This is a genomic window from Chromobacterium sp. Rain0013 (assembly GCF_015291765.1).
Taxonomy (GTDB): Bacteria; Pseudomonadota; Gammaproteobacteria; order Burkholderiales; family Chromobacteriaceae; genus Chromobacterium; species Chromobacterium haemolyticum.
In genome coordinates, this window is sequence record NZ_CP031514.1 from 3,966,923 (window position 1) to 3,986,863 (window position 19,941).

The following is a 19,941-nucleotide window of genomic DNA, read 5'->3' on the forward strand; positions in this document are numbered from 1 at the left end:
TCGCCCCCGCTTTCCTAGATAGTTCGTGAGCCTCACACTAGGCCCTACAAGGAGGTGTCATGAGCAGGCAGCGTTTCCCCGAAGAGTTCAAGATCGAAGCCGTCAAACAGGTCACTGAGCGGGCTACCCCGTCGCTGAAGTTGCCAACCGTCTCGGCGCATCTGCCCACAGCCTGTATCAATGGCTGAAACGCTACGACCCCAAGCGTGCCACGTCGGCCGAATCAGCGGACCAGCAAGCCGAAATCCGTCGTCTTAAGGCAGAGCTGAAACGGGTCAGCAGCGCGACATCCTAAAAAAGGCCGTCGCATACTTTGCCAAGGAGTCCGGGTAAGGTATGCCTTCATCCGGGCCTACGAGCAGCGGTTTCCAATCCGACGCCTGTGTCGTGTCATGTCTGTTCATCCCAGTGGCTACTACGCCTGGAGAGCGTCTCCGCATTCACTCCGCGCCCGCGAAGACCAGCGTTTGCTGGGGCAAATCAAACAAGCCTGGCTAGAAGTGGCGGTGTCTATGGCTACCACAAGGTGTATGACGACCTGCAGGCTCAAGGAGAGCACTGCGGTAAACATCGTGAGGCACGGCTAATGAAGCAGGAGGGCTTGCGTTCGCAGACGGGCTACCACCGACGCTCTGTACATTACAGTGGCCGTCCGGCGGTGGTAGCGCCGAACCATCTGCAGCGCCAGTTCACCGTGGATGCGCCGAATAAAGCCTGGGTGACCGACATCAGTGTGCCGCAGCAAGCGGCGTAAGAGATGAGGGTATGGCCCCTCGCCATCGGCTTGCAGGAGCGGGTGGCAAACCACCATGAGCGGCTTGGGTCAAAAGCTCCGGTCGTGAGCGTCATGGAAAAGGCGTCGTAAAGATGTCAGGTATGGATTATGGAAGACGAACAACCGTGAACTGCCGTTCAAGTGTCGAAAGTACTCAGATGACATCAAAACCGGGGAGTGATGTTGCCCCGCGATCAGTCGGGACGATACCTGCTTACGGTCCCGTCGGTGTCCGGCATAGAGGCAGCGTCAGCCTGATTCGGGCTCTTACGTTGAACTGCGGGAACCTTCGATGGCGATGCCAAGCGAAAGGTGCAAGCCCGAAAGGCAAGGCCGATAATAGCGATGCGCCATCAAGGGGCGGAGCAGCTCGTAGTAGTGTTGAGGCCGCTGTAATGGCGGTGGAGCGAAGGGGCTGCGTCATCCTGGTCAGCGGTGGTGTCAACTGCACAAGCAGGAGGAGCACGATCTCATGACCAAACCGTTTGACATTCCGAAAGCGTTAATCTGGAAAGCATTTCAATGTGTTAAGGCGAACGGCGGCGCCGCAGGCGTCGACCGCGAGTCGATTGAGCAATTCGAGAGCCGCTTGGGCGACAACCTGTACAAACTCTGGAATCGACTCTGCTCCGGCAGCTATTTCCCGCTGCCAGTCAAAGGGGTTCCGATTCCAAAGAAGTCAGGTGGTGTGCGCATGTTGGGAGTTCCCACCGTAGCTGATCGGGTGGCACAGACTGCGGTTAAGCTCCTACTGGAGCCAAAAATCGATCCGATGTTCCATCCGAATTCCTATGGCTATCGTCCTGGGCGCTCTGCCCACGATGCGATTGCCTTGGTGAGGCGGCGCTGCTGGGACTACGACTGGGTTGTGGAATTTGATATCAAAGGTCTCTTTGACAACATTGATCATGATCTACTCCTGCGCGCGCTCAAGAAGCACTGCCAGACCTCGTGGGTGCTCCTGTATGTGGAGCGTTGGCTGAAAGCGCCAATGCAGACTGCAGCCGGAGAACTCCTGGAACGGACGCGCGGCACGCCACAAGGCGGTGTCGTGAGCCCGTTGCTGGCCAACCTGTTCCTACACTACGCCTTCGATGTCTGGGTCACCCGGAATCTCAAGAGCGTGCGGTTCTGCCGCTACGCCGATGATGGGGTGATTCACTGCAAGAGCTTGGCGCAAGCCAAACTGGCGTTAGACAGGATAGGTGCGCGGTTCCGCGAGTGCGGGCTTGAATTGCATCCGGGCAAGACAAGGATCGTCTACTGCAAGGACGTCAATCGACCGGCAGCCCATCCGGACGTGGAGTTCACTTTCCTCGGATATACCTTCAGACCGCGTAAAGCGGTAGACAAGTATCAGCGGGTCTACGTGAACTTTGCGCCGGCAGTCTGCCGCGATGCCCTCAAGGCAATGCGGCAGACTATCCGGGGTTGGCACCTGCAACTGATGTGTCACCGAGAGGTACACGACCTAGCGGCGATGTTCAATCCGGTCCTGAGGGGATGGCAGCAGTACTACGGTCGCTTCCATGGATCGGCGATGTCGGTGATCTGGAAACACATGAACGACTATCTGGTGCGCTTGATGATGCGAAAGTACAAGACGCTTGCTCGCCATAAAACGCGAGCGAGACATGCCCTTGGACGACTTGCGCGTCGTTTCCCCAAAGCCTTTGTGCACTGGGAAATGGGATGTTTACCTACGGTTGGATGATGGGAGCCGGATGAGTCGAGAGGCTCACGTCCGGTTCTGCGAGGGGCTGGGGGCGAAATTCCCCCGGTCTACTCACCCGTATATCCGCGCGCATGAAGGGTGGCTGTACTTGGCGGTGGTGCTCGACCTGTTCTCGCGGCAGGTTATTGGCTGGTCGATGCATAGGGAGCTGGTGCTGAATGCCTTGTTGATGGCGGTATGGCGACGCCAGCCAAAGCAGGAGGTACTGGTGCATTCCGACCAGGGGAGTCAGTTCAGTAGTTACGACTGGCAGGACTTTCTGAAGGCCCATCGCTTGGTACTCAGCATGAGTCGGCGTGGGAACTGCCACGACAATGCAGTGGCGGAGAGTTTCTGCCAGTTGATGAAGCGGGAACGTATCAAGCGAACAACCTATCACGACAGGGAGGGAGCCCGACGAGACATCTTCGATTACATCGAGATGTTCTACAACCCGAAGTGCCGGCATGGTTCCGCAAATGGACTATCGCCGGTCGAGTTTGAGAAGCAATATTTCCAACGGCTCAAGAGTGTCTAGAGAAGCCGGGGTGATTCACCTGCGCTTGCGCGCTGTTTTGATGAAAATTCGCACCTTTATCAAAACCGGTAACCCCACCTTCCGGCAAGGCCTGACGGTCATATCAAGTCTGAATTTCTACAGATCGGTCTCTACAACAACCGGCGTCTCCGTCTAGCATTGGGATCAAAACACCAATCAGGATTTACCTGACCTGTGCGGAAAAATGTTAGGGGCATCAGACGCAAAAAAAGTTATTTATTATTACCTAAGAGAGTGGCGGAGGTTCAAATTCTGATATTTTAATTAGCTCCTCTATTATTGAGCTCAGCTCAATATCAGTATTAGCATCCCAGTGTGGACGGCTTTTTATTTCGTCATAAAATTTTGATAACTTTTCACTCAAATCGGACTGGCCAAGAACCTTAAACCCACCCAATAGCTTGTGAGTCCACTTAGCAAGCAATGTCATGTCTTTTTTATGGATAATTCCGTCAATTTTCTCCAGCTCAGATTTTATTTCGATGCGTAAAATGCGTAAATATTTTTCCGGGATATTGGGCGTGAGCTCCTCGTTATTCCTATATGGGTGGTTGCTCTTTTTTTTATCATGCAAGAAATGATTCTCAATTATATTATGCAAGTCCTCTAGCTCAACTGGCTTCATGAGGTAATCCGTAAATTCGGCGCCCTCATTTCTAGCAGTTTTATCAGGTTTTGCACTCGCACTAATTGCAAAAACTGGCATTGTAGGCCTAATGGTTTTTATTTTTCTTGTTAATTCATATCCATCCATAACAGGCATATCAATGTCTGTAAAAACGGCATTGTAATAACCTTTTTTCAGCTCAATTAAAGCCTCTTTCCCATTTTCTACGCCTATGGAGTGGATGCCCAAGTGTTTTAGCTGATCTATCAATAACTCTCTATTCAGTTTGTTATCTTCGGCGATAAGTATATTTATGTTGGAGTGCAGATTTTCACTGGGCACATCTTCCTGTTTTATGTTTGAAGTTTCATTTTTCAAGTTCTCTATGGCTTGCTTGATTGATCTAGGATCATACAAATTAGCTTCTGAGATATTGTCTTGTATTTTTCTAGATTTGAGTGCGCCATCTTTTTTTATGTATATAATTTTTGCACATTGATCTATAAGATGCTGAATGTCCTGCAGTTCAAATTCATCGGTGACAAAGATGTAGTCAAACTGAGATATGTTTCTTATCTCATTCAGTTCACTTGAAACGACAATGGAATGATCCGTTGAAATAATTAAATTCATCAACCATTCTTTATTTTCTCTTGCCCTGCAAATAATAAGTGGGCGTTCTAGATGGATTCCCCATTTTTCACCTGATACTGCATTGCCTTTTTGCTCTAAAGGAATCTTTATTTCTACGCGAGTGCCTACACCTTCAGTGCTATCTATCTTGATTTGTGCATCCATAAGCAAACATAGTCGATGACATATCGACAAGCCTAACCCAGTTCCTTGAGTGCTGCTTAAGTTATTGGCCTGAGTAAATGGTTTGAATAAATTGCCTTTGATTGATTCTGGCATTCCCATGCCCGAATCTGTAATGGATATGCAAAGAATTGAGTTTTCCCAACTCGCGTTCATGGCTACTTTCCCTGAACTGGTAAACTTGAATGAGTTGCTGAGAATGTTATTTATGATTTGAGAAAGACGAATCGGATCAAAAAGCGTTAATTCTGGAATATTTCTATCGATAAATATATAAAAATTTACCCCCTTCTGGATTGCCATTGCGGAATAAATTAATGCGGTTTGCTTAAAAATTCTAGTGAGAGAGGTCCATTCCTTATGGATTTTCATCTCGCCAAGATCCATTTTTGAGAAATCTAATACGTCATTGACTATTCTTAACAGATTTTGCGCTGACGAATGCATGGCATGTATTCTATTTTCTTGTTTCCCTACATAGCCTTCTTTTGTAATTAATTCTATGTTTCCAACGAGTGAAGCCAAAGGAGTCCGGATCTCATGGCTCATTGCAGCAAAAAAATTAATCTTTGCTTTTGCGGCTTGTTCACTTGTTTTACGCGCTTCTTCTAATATGCTTTTTGCTTCATAGTGTTGGGTGACATCGTTAATTGCACAAAAATATACATCGTTTTGCTCTAAAATTGCAGGCGAGTATATTACCTCCAAATAAATCATTTTATGAGATAGCGGGTCATTAAATGAGTACTGAAAGTGTCCTATTTGCTCGATGGGGCTTCCACCTTGGTGCTGCATTTGAGATTGCTCGAATAGCTCTCGAAATTTAATTGGCAGTATGTGGCCTGTCTCATTTTTAAGAACGAGACTACTTGCCACTTGATTAGAAAATATTAAGTTTAGTGATGGTCTTTCTAATACACATAGGCCAACAGGAATGGTATGAACCAAAAAGTGATTTAACATGTCCATTTCAAGGGCTTGCGCCGCTCTTGTATATGCTGGCTTTAAGTAGTTCTTGCTCCAGTACTTGAATACACAAAGCAGGAATATTACTAAGCTAAGTGTTATTAGAAAAATAATTGCTACGTCGCGCCATATTTTATCAAAGAGTTCCCAATATGAAATAGAAACAATAAATCGGCCAAACCCCGGAACGACTTGTGAGCTTAAGGATGCCCATCCATAGTCCCTTATCCAGTAGTATCTATTTGGTCTTAATGGAGCCAGATTTTCTTGTAATCTAGCAGCGGTGGCTAAAGAGAGGTCGCTATCCACAATTTTGCCCGTATAGTCTGTCAGCGCTATGCTGATGTTGCGAGGCAATGGAGAGGCGACATTATGAATTTCGTTAATTGAAATGGACGTTATCGCTAATACTTTAGGAACCTTTTTTTCTTTAATTATGGCAATCCCTAAAATAGTTTTTCGGTTTATTCCAGTAATAGAAGGAGGGGAAATCCATGCAATTTTTCCTCCTGTCTGCATGGTTGTGTCAGAATTCTTTGCGTATGCATATAAATTCTGAGCTAGCAGCTTGGTCGGAATTTTGGAAGTGATTTCATTTATATTATTGTTTTTTTGAAAGGAAGAGTTTATGTAGGCTGACTTGCCATCTAAAGACAGAATAAGAAGTGGTAATTGTGCATTGGGTAGAGAAATTCTCTCTATTATCTCATTGCAAACATTTTCCAATCTTTCATTTTGCGACAAAGATGGCGATAGGAGTTGACATTTTGACCCAGCGTACCTGCTTGATAAGTTTAATGTGGTATCCGGAGCGGTAGCTTGAAATAGGAGATCAAACGCCACCATCGACATTTGTCTATACTCAATAAACTCCTTAATGCCCGAATAGGCAATTCTAAGTGAGTTATTTTCCCACTCTAGTTGCTTATTTATCCTGCCGGCAATAGTAATGGATGCGGTAATGATTGCAGTGGCAATCATTAAAAGAACAATGATTCCAAAAGTTCTTTTTTCACGCTGAAAGCTAGAATTTAACTCTTTTATTGTCTGGTGTGACGGTGGGTTGTCGTACTTCATTGGATTAATCCGCTTTCCTTAGCGTAAGCAATTAGCTCTACGTTATTATCTATTTGAAGTTTATGCATGGCCGATTGCTTTTGTGTACCTATCGTCCCAACTGCTCGATTTAACATTCTAGCGATTTCTACCAAAGAAATGCCTTGACAATAAAGCCTTACAACTTCTAATTCTTTCGCGCTTAACTTATTTTTCTGGTTCAAAACTTTGCTATTCCTTGCTTGCTTTCTAACTAATTCATTAAGTTTGGGAGATAGAACTGTTTTTTTAGAAGAAATAGCGGTCTTGCATACATTTATTAAGGTATCTAGCTCTTCAGATTTTCCAACAACGCCCGCAACCTGAGTTTTTGTTAAATAATTAATTATTCCGTTGCTATTTATCATGGTAAAAATAACAATTGGAGTGGTTGGGAATTTTCTTTTTATGCGATCGATTAATCGCAACCCATCTTCGCTGCCATCTTCAGATGGCATGGAAAAATCAGTGATGATCATATTGCAATTGATGCTTTCAAGACCTTTTAATAGTTCGTTGCCCGAATTTGCGGTTAAGCAGACTTCAAACTCTTGTGTGGAATTGAACGCATCTATCATTGCGGATAATACTACAGGGTGATCATCCGCCACCGCCAACTTCCATTTAGTATTATTCGCTTTCATGAGCAAGCTCGCTTCCATAGCTTTAAAATTGTATTTAATTTTTTATTGAATCAAGAGCTAGTCATAGCTGTATACGGCTGACCAGGATCGATACAGTGAGTATTGCAAAGTATAACCATAGTTAGTTTCATTTTAGCTGCTCACTCAGTATGTTTCCCTTTTTTGATCATAGACAAAATTATTAATTGTGACAAAGTACGTGTATTTTAAATTGTTCATATGGTGGTTCAGGCTGGCTTAGATGGATGCGTTTGGTATTAGGTGGGTGTCTTCCCTTCGCGCATGGCTTGCGTACCAAGGTGTACTAATGCGATGAAACACAAGTGGCACACAAGCGTGGGAAAAGAATCCTGGAGGGCACATCCGGGCGTCATACATTCATGCTTATTATGTATTGCAAATGGCATAAGTTTCTTCATTCACATCCCGATCAATCCTGCAAGACTTGATTTTGCAATCAGGTTCTGCCGCCAGCACCTACGTTTACTCTTTTTACATTTTTGGAATAATCATATTCCATGCAAATCCCATTATGAAAATGTTGTTTGACCCCTGTGGGCGTGTCCAGACGGAAGTGGTAGCCATAGGAAAGCGATACCAGCAGGAAGATCAACAGCCCCAACAATGCGCGAATCAATCTGTTCACTGCGGATGCGTAGCACAACAAGATCGTCACTAGTTCTACCGCCGTTAGGTTGATCATATAACCCCATTTGGAAGCTTCAATGTCGTCAGGCATGACGATGCTGATCATCACAAAAAACAGAAAAGCCGTGCATAGGTTTGAAACAAATGTGCTGGTTTCACGCAGGGTTTTCCTCTGTTGCTCTGTCAAGGTTTCCATTTTTGCTCCCGTTCAAGCTAGTCGGCGCCAAATCTCAGGGCCTCACCTCATTCAGGCGTCTGCGCTAAATTTTCGCTAACGCAAGCAAAGCAGCTTACATCACATGCGGTGTAGTTAGCTGCACTCAGCGGGATGCAACAAGAGTCCTGGTACCGCGAGAAGCATGGATGTACATGTCAAGCGCTAGCATGCGCGCGTGCTCTGCTTACCGCGTGCCATGCGCTTCTGCTCGCAGCAATCACAATAGTACAAATAATCAGAATCGAAATTTTTCTATATCAAACATATTGATTTGTAATGAAAATTTGCCTGCCGCCTCCTAGGCAGGGCTTTGCATTGCCTTGATCTTCGGGATGAGCTGTTGCTTTCTTCAATCTCGCTTTAGCCAGAGGAAATTTACAAGGCAGCCAGAAGTAGAGACAGCGCGGCATTCTTACGATAAATGCATTGCGGAGTACTAAATGAACAAGATTTACCGAGTGATATGGAGTGCAGTCAGCCAGCAGTGGGTGACAGTTTCTGAACTGGCCACCGCTCGCGGAAAATCCGGTGGTCGATCAGCCGTCGTGGCGGGCATGCTAATGCTGCCTATTCTCGCGATGGCGCAGGACTTTACACTGGGGAGCTTCGACCCGCACACCAACGACCACCAGGTTGGGGCCGTTGTTGTCAATGGAGGAGCTACCGCCAACCTTACAGGTTCACTAGGAACAGTCCTCAGCGGAAGCAATGGGGATCATACGTATACGACTTTACAGGCACTGATTGATGAAGGAAAGGTTAGTGGCGAGCTCGATGCTATCGGAGCGATGCGCCTTAGCACCTTTACGCCAGATTTGAACATCACCGTTGAGGACCCGGCGACAGGTAGCAAGCGCACTGTGTCTGTGATCGACAACAAGAAAATTGTTGAACTCCCACCTCTTCTTGGTAACCAACTGATTTCACTGGGTCAATCGAATGTCGCGCAGTACGTTGATCTACGATTAGGTTCTGTCGACAGTACCGGTGGTACGTTGAATATTAATCTGGTTAACGACTCCACGAGCAAGACCGTGGTTGCAAAGCAGACCGCGCTTGTCCTCGCCGATGGAAGCGGTCAGAACGTCAGCAGTGTCAACTGGAATTCGAAGAATACATTCAACTTTGATGCCAGTATGGTGGCAAATGCACCTGAAGGCCAAATTGCAGTCACCCGGGTGGCGAAATTTCCTGAGGATGGCAAGTTAACAGCGTACAACGGAACGCAGTTTCAGATGCAGAGCATCGCCGATCTTAAGGCGTACAACTCGTGGCTCATTGCCGAACTCGAGGCAGGACGCCTGGATCAGGCGAAATATACAAATGAGTTTTACAAATCCTTCAATACGACGACCGAATACATAAAGTACGAACTGCCTCCAGGCTCAGCCTCTGGTGAAATTACTGAAAATCGCGGTTATGTCAATGTGATTCGCGCAAGTGGAGCCAACGCCACTGGTACGTTGACGTCTAGCGGTGCTCTAACCGTGGATCGGGGAGGGGGGAGCCTAGGCGGCGTCATGCGCGCAGACAAGGGAGGAAAGATTGTCAATAATGGAATAGTTTCCCTAGTTAGGACGACGGGGGGACAATACGATGGGGATGCTTTTGTTATTAGTGATGCGGGTAGCCAGGGCATCAACAACGGGGTCATCAACATTGGCTTGACACTAAATGATGACGGTAGCATTGGTGCAACCGGTATCGCCTATGCTGTCGGCGCTCGAACGTCAAATAACGCGAAGTTTGAGAATGGCGCCGAAGGGATCATCAATGTTGCAGTGAATACGCGTGGGGATGGCGGCCTAGTCGAAGGCCTCCGAGTTGAATCCAATGCGAAGGCTTCAAACAGTGGTGCAATTAACGTGGGTGTCAACGGAACCACGGGTAACTTGTCTGGCGTGGTCGGAGCGAGAGTCCTAGGTGGAGGGGAGTTTGTCAATGAGCAAGGTGGGCTCATCTTTATTGGGCGTGGTCCTCAAACCCATATTGCGGATGAAACTTCTGATGTTTCGTTGACTACCGCAGCTAATGGCGTTGTCGCAGGTATATCGGTGGAGACCAATGGTATCGCCGAGAACATTGGCGAGATTGTTATCGGAACGCAGACTCAGCGGGGGACTGCCATGCGGTCCATGGGTACGGGCAACCGAGGCTCCTTGACCAACAGTGGCACCATCGAGATTCTGGGGGCCGTGCAGAGCGCAGCACCGGCTGAGAACATCGGGATGGCCGCAATCAACGCGATGAACGTGACTAACACCGGAACGATCAATGTAGGCAAGGCTGGTGAACTCGTCGTTAATTCCATCGCGATGAAGGCTTATGATCCTGGCGGCGGAGCGAGTAGGATCATTTCGACCGGGCAGGTCAACATGAATGGCGATGCTGCGCTTGATCGTCGCAACTATGGTGCTTGGGCTCAGGGTGATAAAGCAGAAATCGCTCTCAACGGCGGCTCTGTCAATCTCAACGGCGACGGTGCGATAGGGGTGCACGCACGCGAGGCTGGCAAGATAGTGGTCGACGGCGGGACGGTTAACTTCTCGCAAGGCGAAAGTCAAATCGGATTCTTCGCGTATGGCACGAACGCCAACGGCAAGGCCTCCACTATTGACATCAAGTCCTCGCCAGCCACCGGCCTGGAAGTTGCCACGGCTGGTTCGACGCTGTTTCGTATTGAGGATGGAGCCAAGATCATCAATTCTGTGGGAGCTAGGCTGATCGCCTCAGGTGAGCGTTCGACTGCGCTACAGGTGACGGGTGTGGGCTCAACGATCAATCTGGATGGTGCGGATATCACCGTATCGGGCGAAGGTGCTACGGCTCTAAAGCTTGAAGGCGGCGCGACAGGACAGATGAGTGGGGCGGCTAGGCTTGTGCTGAAGGATGGGAGTACCGCCGTAGTTGTGGATAACACCAAGCACGATCTTACTGGAAAGGCGGTAGGTGCGGCTCAGTCTATCTTCACTAACTACGCCAACGTGGAAGTCACTAACGCCACGGATGTAACGGCCTTCGTGGTCAGGAACGGTGGGCAACTGATCAATGCGGGCGACATTCATCTGTCGCATGGCACTGCCATCGAAGTGGTGGGCAAGGGCTCGACGGTGGTAGCCGGAGCCAAGGCAGGCAAGATCACTGTGGATGATGGCGTGGCGGGTATCCATGTGCATGGGGGCGCTTCTCTTAGCACGGCTGACACCATCACGGTAGATGGTGGTGCTTCCGGCATTCTGGTGGGGGCGGACGCCGGGAGTGTTGTGGTAACCGAAGGCGCGAGCATCACGGGCTTGGGGGCGGGTTACGGCAACCTGATCACTAATAAGGCAACGGCGGCGACTACCCTGGTGGATGGCGCGGTGCTGGAGATGCGGGGGTCGGGTGCGGCGCTGTTGACCGAGAATAACCTCGATGAGACCTCGCACGGCACTATCGTTGTAAGCAGCCTGCGCGGAGGCAAGGGCATTGCTTTGTCCATCGAGGATGGTGGTGTGACCAATGGCAGCCTGACGGTGGGCGATGCTTGGAAGATAGACGTGACGGGCAACGGCGCAGGGGTATACGCCAACACCACGGGCGACCTGATGGTCAACAGTCAGTCGCTGACTCTGTCAGGAGACGGCGGCAATGCCATCAGGATTGATGCGGCCAAGCAGGTCACGGTGGGGGCCGGTGCGCGTTTGTCGACCGAGAACGCGAACGCGGTGCTGATTGAGGGTAATCCTCAGACGCTGCGCAACAATGGGCAGATCGCCGCGGCCTCGGCCAGCGCGGTGGCGGTAGCGCTTGACGACCAGGGTCATACCTTTATCAACGGTGGTACGGGTAAGGTTACCGGCATCGTATCACTGGGCAATGGCCGCAATGCGGCTACCTTGGAGGCGGGATCTCAGTTGGAGGGCACGCTGTTGGGTGGTAGTGGTGATGATACTGTCACGGTAGAGGGCGACGCTAAGTTTACGCAGGTAGATGGGGGCGCTGAGGGAGACAATCTGCTGGTTTTCGATGGTGCGCACTACTCCTACGCTGATGCAGATGCGATCCACAACTTCGACCGTGTGCAACTGACTGGTAACTCGACAGTGGCTCTTGAGCGCGCTATGACTGTTGCCAAGGATGGCTCGGACAACGCGGCGGTGGAGATCGATGCAGGCAGCACGCTGGCAGTAGTCACGGGCGAGGCGTTTGTACTAAACAATCCGTTGTCGGGCAAGGGAACGGTGAGCACTTCTACTGGTGGTCAGAGGTTCGATTTTGGCGCGGCGAATGGGACAAGCTTAGGAGCAGACTTCTCGGGCAAGCTGTCTGTGGGGCATAGCACCTTTGATTTGTCAGGTACCAACACTAGGGCATTGGGCAGCGCGACTTTGGAAGCGGGCCAGGACAGCCTGATTTCCGTCGGGGACGGTACCCAGCAAATTGGTGGCTTGGCCTTCGCGGGTGGCACAGTAGTATTCAATGCCAGTATACCGGAACAGACCGTGGCCAGCAGTGTGATCAAGGTGGATGTGCTCGACGCGAGTGGAGAGGGTCAGATTAGAGTTACGGTGCCGGCACCGTATGTACCGAGTGTGCCGGATACGCCAAACACCGCTAATCTGCTGGAGCAGGATGATGGCATGATTGGCGTTAAGTTAGTCGAAGCACAGTCCATCATCGGTTCGGGAGGTGGGCTGGAGTTGCAGGATCAGAATGGTCAGAAGATCAGCGACAAACGTGAGGTGGATATTAGCCAGGGCAGTGAAATTGTGGCTAAGGGGACTTACGATTTCCGACTGACCTCGGCGCCTGGCGATGGCCTGTACGTGAATTATGGTCTGACTGAAATGGATCTGCAGGCGGGCAAGACGCTCTCGTTGGCTCAGGACCATGACAAGAAGGGTGCCGCAGCAGACATGAGTGCGAAGCTGACTGGTGAGGGCAATCTGGCTATCGATGCGGGCAACGGTACGCTCTCGGTGTCCAACACGCGAAATGACTACGCTGGTGAAACTACCGTGCGTAGCGGTACGCTCAGGTTGGATGCGGACGGTGCGTTAGGACAGACCAGTGCGCTGTACATTTCCGACAATGCAACGACCAACTTGAACGGTCGCACTCAGACCATTGGCTTGCTTAATAGCCACGCTGGCTCGACCTTGGACGTCAATAACGGCACGCTGACCATCGCCAATGGCGGCCTCTCAGCAGGAAGTCTCACGGGCGCTGGCCAGATAAACGTGGCTGGTGGTTTGCTCGAAGTGCAGGGTGCTAATGCGGACCTGTCATCCAGAACGAACATTGCCCAGAGCGCCACGGTGCAGATAAACGATACGCTAGGCCTTGGCACGGGCGTGATTGCCAACGACGGTACGCTGGACCTCAACGGTGCCACTGGCGCGCTGACTAATGTGATCAGCGGTCGAGGTGCAGTGAACCTGATCAGTGGCGCCAACGTGAGCGTTACCGGTGATAACAGCGTCTTCTCGGGGCAGTTTGCGACGGCGGAGAGCGCCTCTCTGACAGTGGCCGAGGCCAAACATCTGGGCGAAGCCAAGTTAGTTAATGAGGGCCAGCTAGTGGTGGATACCGCCACCGACTGGATCCTGGCCAACACGGTTTCCGGCAACGGAGATCTGATCAAGCAGGGTGCTGGTACGCTCACCGCGGGTGATGCTCTGACCTATGCCGGCAAAACAGCTATCAACGCAGGCGCGGTGATCGTGGGTGACGTGAGCCAGCCCAACATTAACTTGGGTGGTGTCGGTGCCGGAGAAGTGGCAGTGAAGCAAGGTGCAATCCTTGCGGGCCAGGGCACTGTTCAGGGGGTGGTGAGCAATGCCGGTACAATCAGTGCATTGAATACACTGCTGGGTTATGAGACGGCAGCAGCGAGTACTTTTACTTTGGCTGGAGGTCTGATCAATAGCGGCATCATCAATTTGGCCGGTGGTCAAGTGGGTAACCGTTTGCTGGTAAAGAGCGACTACGTGGGCCAGAACGGCACGGTGGTGCTGAACACCTATATGGGCGACGACAGCTCGGCAACAGACAAACTGATCTTTGATGGTGGCGCGGTTACGGGTAACACCAACTTGGTGTTCAAGCATGCGGGCGGCGATGGCGCACAAACGCAACAAGGCATCCGCGTGGTGGAAACGCAAAACGGCGCGACGACGACCGCGGAGGCTTTTGTGCTGGACGCGCGTTCGGATGGTTACCGCCAAGGCGTGGGCACGCTGGCGCACGGCGCGTATGACTACACGCTGGCGCGTGGCGGCAATGGTGGAGAGACCGAGGATTGGTATCTGGTGTCGGCCATAGCACCGGCTAATCCGCCGGAAGAGCAGCCTGGGCCGCCGGAAGAGGAGATCGCTCCGCCTGCGCCGCGGCAGCCGCCTAGCGTGAGCGAACCGGTCTATCGTCCAGAAGTGGGCGGCTATCTGGCCAACCGCCAGGCTGCACTGAACATGCAAGTGCATACGCTGCGCGAACGCCAGGCGCAAGCGCCGGGTGTGGGCGGTAACGGTGGCGAGCCGAGCAATAACAGCTGGTTCCGCATAGCGGGCTCGCAAACCGATTGGGATGCCAATGGTCTGACGGGCAATGGCACGGAGCAAGTGGTGCACTTTGGCAGCGATGTTGCCCGTTTCAGCGCTGGCGCGAATGGCAAAGTCCACCTGGGTGTGATGGGTCAGTACTCGCGTCATACCGGCTCGGTGGACAATGGCTGGTTGAGCGCCAGCCACAAGGCGGATGGCGTCAGCGGCGGCGTCTATGGCACGTGGTATGGTCATCAAGACGAGCTCTCGGGTCCGTACATTGACACCTGGCTGATGTATGGCCGGTTCAATAACCAGGTTCAGGGCCAGGGTCTGAGCGGGGAAAGCTACCACTCGCAGGTGTTCACCGGTTCGGTGGAAGGGGGTTACTCCTTCAAGATCGACGAGCGCCCGGGGGCGCAGGTTTATCTGCAGCCGCAGGTACAACTGATCTACTCGGATTACCGGGCGGATGATCATAAAGAATCGACCGGCACGATGATTTCTGGCCAATCGATGGGCACGGTTCTGGCGCGGCTGGGTGTGAGGTTGCAAGGAGACTTCCAGAATGAGGCGAAGCAAACGCGGATGCGTCCGTTTGCGGAGCTGAACTGGTGGTACAACAACCGTGGCTCGCAAGGGATGAATTTCGATGCTCAGCAGGTGAGCCTGGATCTGCCATCGCAATACGGCGAATTCAAGGTGGGCTTGCAGGGCAACCTGTCGAAGCGGCTGGAAGTCTGGGGCAGCGCGGGGGTGAAGACGGACATGTCTTCGTTCACGAAGGGCAGCCTGCAGGGCGGTGTGAAATACAACTGGTAAGGTAGTTTGCCAAATCAACCCGGGGTTCGCCCCGGGTTTTTTATTGGGTAGTCGTTTATGTTAGAAATATCTAAATCTTTCTATAGACTATTGGGCGGACGAAACTATATCTTTATTTATTTTGGTAATTTAGCAATGATATTGAGTAAAAACAAAATAACAAGCAGCACAACAAACATCGCAGTAAGATTTCTGGTATATTTTGTTCCAATTGCGTATTTGCTATATTATATTATATTGTTTTACATATGGTGCATCGATGGCATTGATATCTACGTTGCTCTTGTTAGCTTCACTTTGATAATTATTGAAATTGCCACCATCGCCCTGCTGGAGTGGATCGACAGGGGCCGCTAAACAACGGAAAATAAAAATGCCAATGCCAATGCCAATGCCAATGCCAATGCCAATGCCAATGCCAATGCCAATGCCAATGATAACTATTATAATCTAAACTGAGAGGGATTGTAGAGTTTATTACTAGCGCTACCCGCGTGATTAAATCTATAGGTGATAGTATGTGGCATTCCATTTTTTTATATTCGCCATAATTCTTTCAAATAATACTGTTGCAAAACAGTTGTTTTTTGTTGCGGAGGATTTACCTCCTTTTTCATATGCTACTAGTGGAAACCCAGATTCGCCACTTGGTGCCTTGCATGATATTTTTAAGTTAGCGTGTCAGAGCGCAAAAATAAGTTGCAAAGTGCAAGTATTTCCATGGCGGCGAACGTACCATATGGCATTAAGTGGAGAAGCTGATGGAGTTGTTTTCATGTTGCCAACTGCCGAACGAGGGAAAAATTTTTTATTTTCTTCCCCAATTGTAACTTCTGGATACTCTTTTTTTGCTGATAAAAATAATATATTTAGTTATAAAAACGGAAGGGATTTGGACAAAAAGCTAATTGTGGTTTATGGGCCATCTGGAATTTCAAATGCAGTAGCTGACCTGGCGGACAAGAACAACGCTACCGTTCTGATTGAGGTTTCAAACGACATAATTTTGAAGAAATTTAAGGCAGGCCGATACCCGGATGGTACGATACTAGCGATGAATTCTGATGTGGGGAATAGATTGATTGATGAAATAAAAATACCGGAATTAAAGAATGCTGGCACTTTCCAATCAGTAAAGTACTCAATAGCTTTTTCAAAAAAATCAAAGAATCTATCAGTCAAAGACAGCCTTTTTAAGATAGTTGATGAAATGAATAAAAATGGAGAAACCAGTAAAATATTGAGTAAATACGGCTTAAAGCAATATTGAGAATTGCGTACATTTTATCTGGCAGTGCGTTAAATTTTTTATTTCGTCGATCATAGAAGTTCAGATCTGATCTAACGGAATGGACTCTCCCCCCTGCCAGCATAGATGTGCCAAAGCTGTAGTGACAAAGCACCGTTTACCCAAGAGGCATTCATCATGAAGATTCCGATTATCGACGCTCAACAGTCACGAGCGTACTCCGAAGCGATCGGCATACCTGGTTCTCATTGTAAATAGTGTTGATTATATGGGCCAAGCGAAATCACTGCGATGCCTAGCAAATAGCCGGGACAACATGTAGTGTCTTTGATGATTGCGAAGACCATTTTACCTAATGTTGATATGGGAAAATTTTTTCAACATGGATGATCGTGGAGAATTTGTGCGGATTGAGGTGGATTTGTTAAGTTTTCATAGCCATTTGCTGAATACTTATCACCATGGGTTGTGTATCTCATGCAAAGCCTTAGCATCCCAAGACTGATTGATGTGACTTCACACTCAATGAAACATTAAACATCATATCTGTCATCTTCAGTGATTCTACTGCTTTAGAATTCGCTTTCTACTGAATTAACTACAATGGACTACCACTAGTCTTAAAGACTCATTCGATACAGAGTTAACTCGCGACCGGGGCGGGTATTCAAGTTAGTTATTGGTTCTATGCACGTTGATCTCTTTGTGGTGCAACGTTAAATTGAGCTAGCTTTAGGAGTGTAAGTCAGTGAAATTAACAAAAAAAAGGACGCTGAGGTTTATGGCTATTTTATCAATGAGTTCATTTTACTTCAGTATTTTTGTACTATTAGCTTTCAGCTTAGCTTTCAGCAGCTTGATTATGTATTTTCCTTTGGCGTTTCCAGTGATTGCATACGGCGTCATTGATTTTATATTGATGATAATAATTGTTTTGAAATTGAAAATTTACGGCTTTGACAGATGGGCAAAAAGTAAAATGTTACTGCCGCAGTGCTTGTGTGCAACTGGTCATTTATGGCTAATACTAAGCGCTTTGATATTAAAGGAAGCAAATAATACGCCCTTATCTCATTATCCTCCAACATTTATTGCGGCCCCACTTGTTTTTATGTTTTGTGCGCATTACTTTGTTGGTGTTGTGCTTGGTATTAATAATTTACAAGGACAGAAAAAGTTTTTGTAAAGAAAATTTTAGGCTGTTAATGCTAACTAACAAAACCTATTGATGCCTATACCTATTTCTTGGGGAAATAAAACGTAAAGTCGTTAGTCAGAAGCTCTGGAAGTCGTTGCAGCTGTACCCCAGTATCAAGCTCCCGTCAGGGAAGGAAGCCGCAGCTGGATGATTTTGCAGCCTCAATGGCATCTTTTCCGTTCTCACTACCGGCATTCCTTGGGAGGTCCAATGTCCCCCGGTATTGAATTGCACGTGGCTTTAGAGTTCAATAAAATAGCCACTCTACCTCTCGGCAAGGTCTGATGATCAGATCAAATCGGAACTTCTCCAGCTAAGCGCAGGATAACCGGAGTATCCGGTCATCCTGACAATAGGGTGCCTGAGATAGCTCAGCTGATTGGAAAAAACTTATCAAGGAATTTGTATTTCCATCACCGATAGTTGCTAATTCAGGTCTTCCCTGAGCTTACATAAATATACCATTCCCAGTGTATAAGCCTACACCAATACCTCCTCCGCTGAACTCCCCAAAATAAAGGTTGGGACCACCATCAAACTTGATTTTAGAATAAAAAAGCCAACCTTGAAAACCATATTTCGTTGGTTTTCCTTTAATATAAGAAGCTGAGTATTTAGACGAGAAATTCCCTTTAAACACCCCAACGCGAAACGCTAGCCCTGAATCAGAGGTGCTCGTGAACACAATCTGAGGAGTAGACTTAATGGCACAGATAAGCACTTTGTGCCCTGTAACTCCTGCCGCAGCAAACTCACACACTGTAGGCCAGGAATTTGTTGCGTCCGGAGACAATGCATAGACTTCCGCCCTGCGATTAACACCTAACTTCTTATAGTTTAAACCACTTCCCGAACCAGTTGAATTATATTCAATGACTGCGTTCTCATCTTGCTTTTCATTTCTCAGGGAATTGACTTTAAACTCAATAACATCATCGCCTTTTTCTTTGGAAAAGTGAGAAACAAACTTCTGATTCCCCAAGCCTTCCAACCAAAGAGTCCCATCCTCACCATCAACATCAGCGTGAATATTAAATTTATTCATGCCAGAATAAACAGGACCGAGATTAATCCAATCCGAGCCGCTAGCCAATCTTATTTTAGCAGTGTAAGTTATTGATTTATTTTGAGTGTCGCTATCTATATTTATGTAGACAGGCTTTGCCATAGCTGCTGCGGAAAATACAAGTGGAAACATGATAAATTTAATTTTCATTCTTCATCCTTTGCTTTGCAAATGTTAAGGTTTGGTTTGGCTTTGCTGACTTTCTTTACCCCTCCTTTGCGCGCCAAACATTAATCTGTGTTTTATAACCATAAAGGCAGGCTTTGATATTTAAAAATTTTGATTGAATTGCAAATCGCTTTGGCGTGGTAAATTTTACATTTCGGCAAAGTTTTACAGACTAACAGAGAAAATGCCTTCGCTTTTAATTCTCATCAAATACTTTGAATAACCAACGGCGTTTGATATAGCCATTTTGAAAATAGACATCATCAATTTATCTTTGTTCCGCATTTTTTGACTCTCTAGCTGAGATATTTATTTCAATATAAAAATATACGAAACATACTCATACGCTTGACCGTAGAACATGCGTTGAATGGAGAGCCACCACACAGCCCAAATCGTTTGGCACTGAAGCAAGCGGAATTGGGTGCCTCTGGAGCACAGAACGACCTTCAGGAAGAGGGTATGGCTTACAGAAGCGGGTGGCAAACCACCATGAGCGGTTTGGGTCAACAGCCCCGGTCGTGAGCGTCATGGAAAAGGCTTCGTAAAGACGTCAGATATGGGTCATGGAAGACGAACAACCGAGAACTGCCTTTCAAGTACCGATAGTACTCATATGACATCAAAACCGGGGAGTGATCTTGCCCCGCGATCAGTAGGGATTAATACCTGCTTACGGTCCCGTCGGTGTCCAACATAGAGGCAACGTCAGCCTGATTCGGGCTCTTACGTTGAACTGCAGGAACCTTCGATGGCGATGCCAAGCGAAAGGCACAAGCAAGACCGATAAAAACGATGCGCCATCATGGTACGAGGCAAATCGTAGCAGTGTTGAAGCCTCTGTAATGGCGAGAGACCGAAGGGGTTGCGTCA

Annotated in this window: 8 protein-coding genes and 2 pseudogenes; 6 read left to right on the forward strand and 4 right to left on the reverse strand. The window is 48.5% G+C overall.

Annotated features, from left to right (window positions below; all coding sequences use genetic code 11):
* Positions 1-59 precede the first annotated feature (59 nt).
* From DXT74_RS22930 to DXT74_RS18160, 3 genes and pseudogenes are all read left to right on the forward strand, one after another.
* Positions 60-733 (forward strand): annotated as a pseudogene (locus tag DXT74_RS22930) (IS3 family transposase); the annotation flags it as partial.
* Between the two features lie 514 nt (positions 734-1,247).
* The gene (gene ltrA / locus DXT74_RS18155; RefSeq protein ID WP_194426681.1) at positions 1,248-2,489 is read left to right on the forward strand and encodes a group II intron reverse transcriptase/maturase; all 1,242 of its coding nucleotides are present in this window, start codon (positions 1,248-1,250) and stop codon (positions 2,487-2,489) included.
* Positions 2,490-2,568: 79 nt separating this feature from the next.
* Positions 2,569-3,027 (forward strand): annotated as a pseudogene (locus tag DXT74_RS18160) (IS3 family transposase); the annotation flags it as partial.
* A gap of 247 nt (positions 3,028-3,274) precedes the next feature.
* Here DXT74_RS18160 and DXT74_RS18165 read toward each other — a convergent pair.
* The 3 genes from DXT74_RS18165 to DXT74_RS18175 form a co-directional block, all read right to left on the reverse strand.
* Positions 3,275-6,514, reverse strand: coding sequence for an ATP-binding protein (locus DXT74_RS18165; RefSeq protein WP_194426682.1), 3,240 nt, complete (start codon positions 6,512-6,514; stop codon positions 3,275-3,277).
* Positions 6,511-7,176, reverse strand: coding sequence for a response regulator transcription factor (locus DXT74_RS18170; RefSeq protein WP_194426683.1), 666 nt, complete (start codon positions 7,174-7,176; stop codon positions 6,511-6,513). The genes DXT74_RS18165 and DXT74_RS18170 overlap by 4 nt, the downstream gene beginning before the upstream one ends.
* A gap of 457 nt (positions 7,177-7,633) precedes the next feature.
* The gene (locus DXT74_RS18175; protein ID WP_114155265.1) at positions 7,634-8,020 is read right to left on the reverse strand and encodes a hypothetical protein; all 387 of its coding nucleotides are present in this window, start codon (positions 8,018-8,020) and stop codon (positions 7,634-7,636) included.
* 461 nt (positions 8,021-8,481) lie between these two features.
* Here DXT74_RS18175 and DXT74_RS18180 point away from each other — a divergent pair, with 461 nt between their 5' ends.
* The 3 genes from DXT74_RS18180 (at position 8,482) to DXT74_RS18190 (ending at position 17,822) form a co-directional block, all read left to right on the forward strand.
* On the forward strand, positions 8,482-15,387 hold the full coding sequence (locus DXT74_RS18180) for an autotransporter outer membrane beta-barrel domain-containing protein (RefSeq protein ID WP_194426684.1): 6,906 nt from the start codon (positions 8,482-8,484) through the stop codon (positions 15,385-15,387).
* Between the two features lie 520 nt (positions 15,388-15,907).
* Positions 15,908-16,657, forward strand: a complete 750-nt coding sequence (locus DXT74_RS18185) for an ABC transporter substrate-binding protein (RefSeq protein WP_194426685.1) — start codon at positions 15,908-15,910, stop codon at positions 16,655-16,657.
* 760 nt (positions 16,658-17,417) lie between these two features.
* Entirely contained in the window at positions 17,418-17,822 is a 405-nt protein-coding gene (locus DXT74_RS18190) for a hypothetical protein (protein ID WP_194426686.1), read from the forward strand.
* A 460-nt stretch (positions 17,823-18,282) separates the two neighbouring features.
* On the opposite strand, the gene DXT74_RS18195 is transcribed toward DXT74_RS18190, so the two are convergent.
* Positions 18,283-19,050 carry a hypothetical protein gene (locus tag DXT74_RS18195; protein ID WP_194426687.1) on the reverse strand — a complete coding sequence of 256 codons (768 nt, stop codon included), beginning with the start codon at positions 19,048-19,050 and terminating at the stop codon, positions 18,283-18,285.
* Between the last annotated feature and the right edge of the window lie 891 nt (positions 19,051-19,941).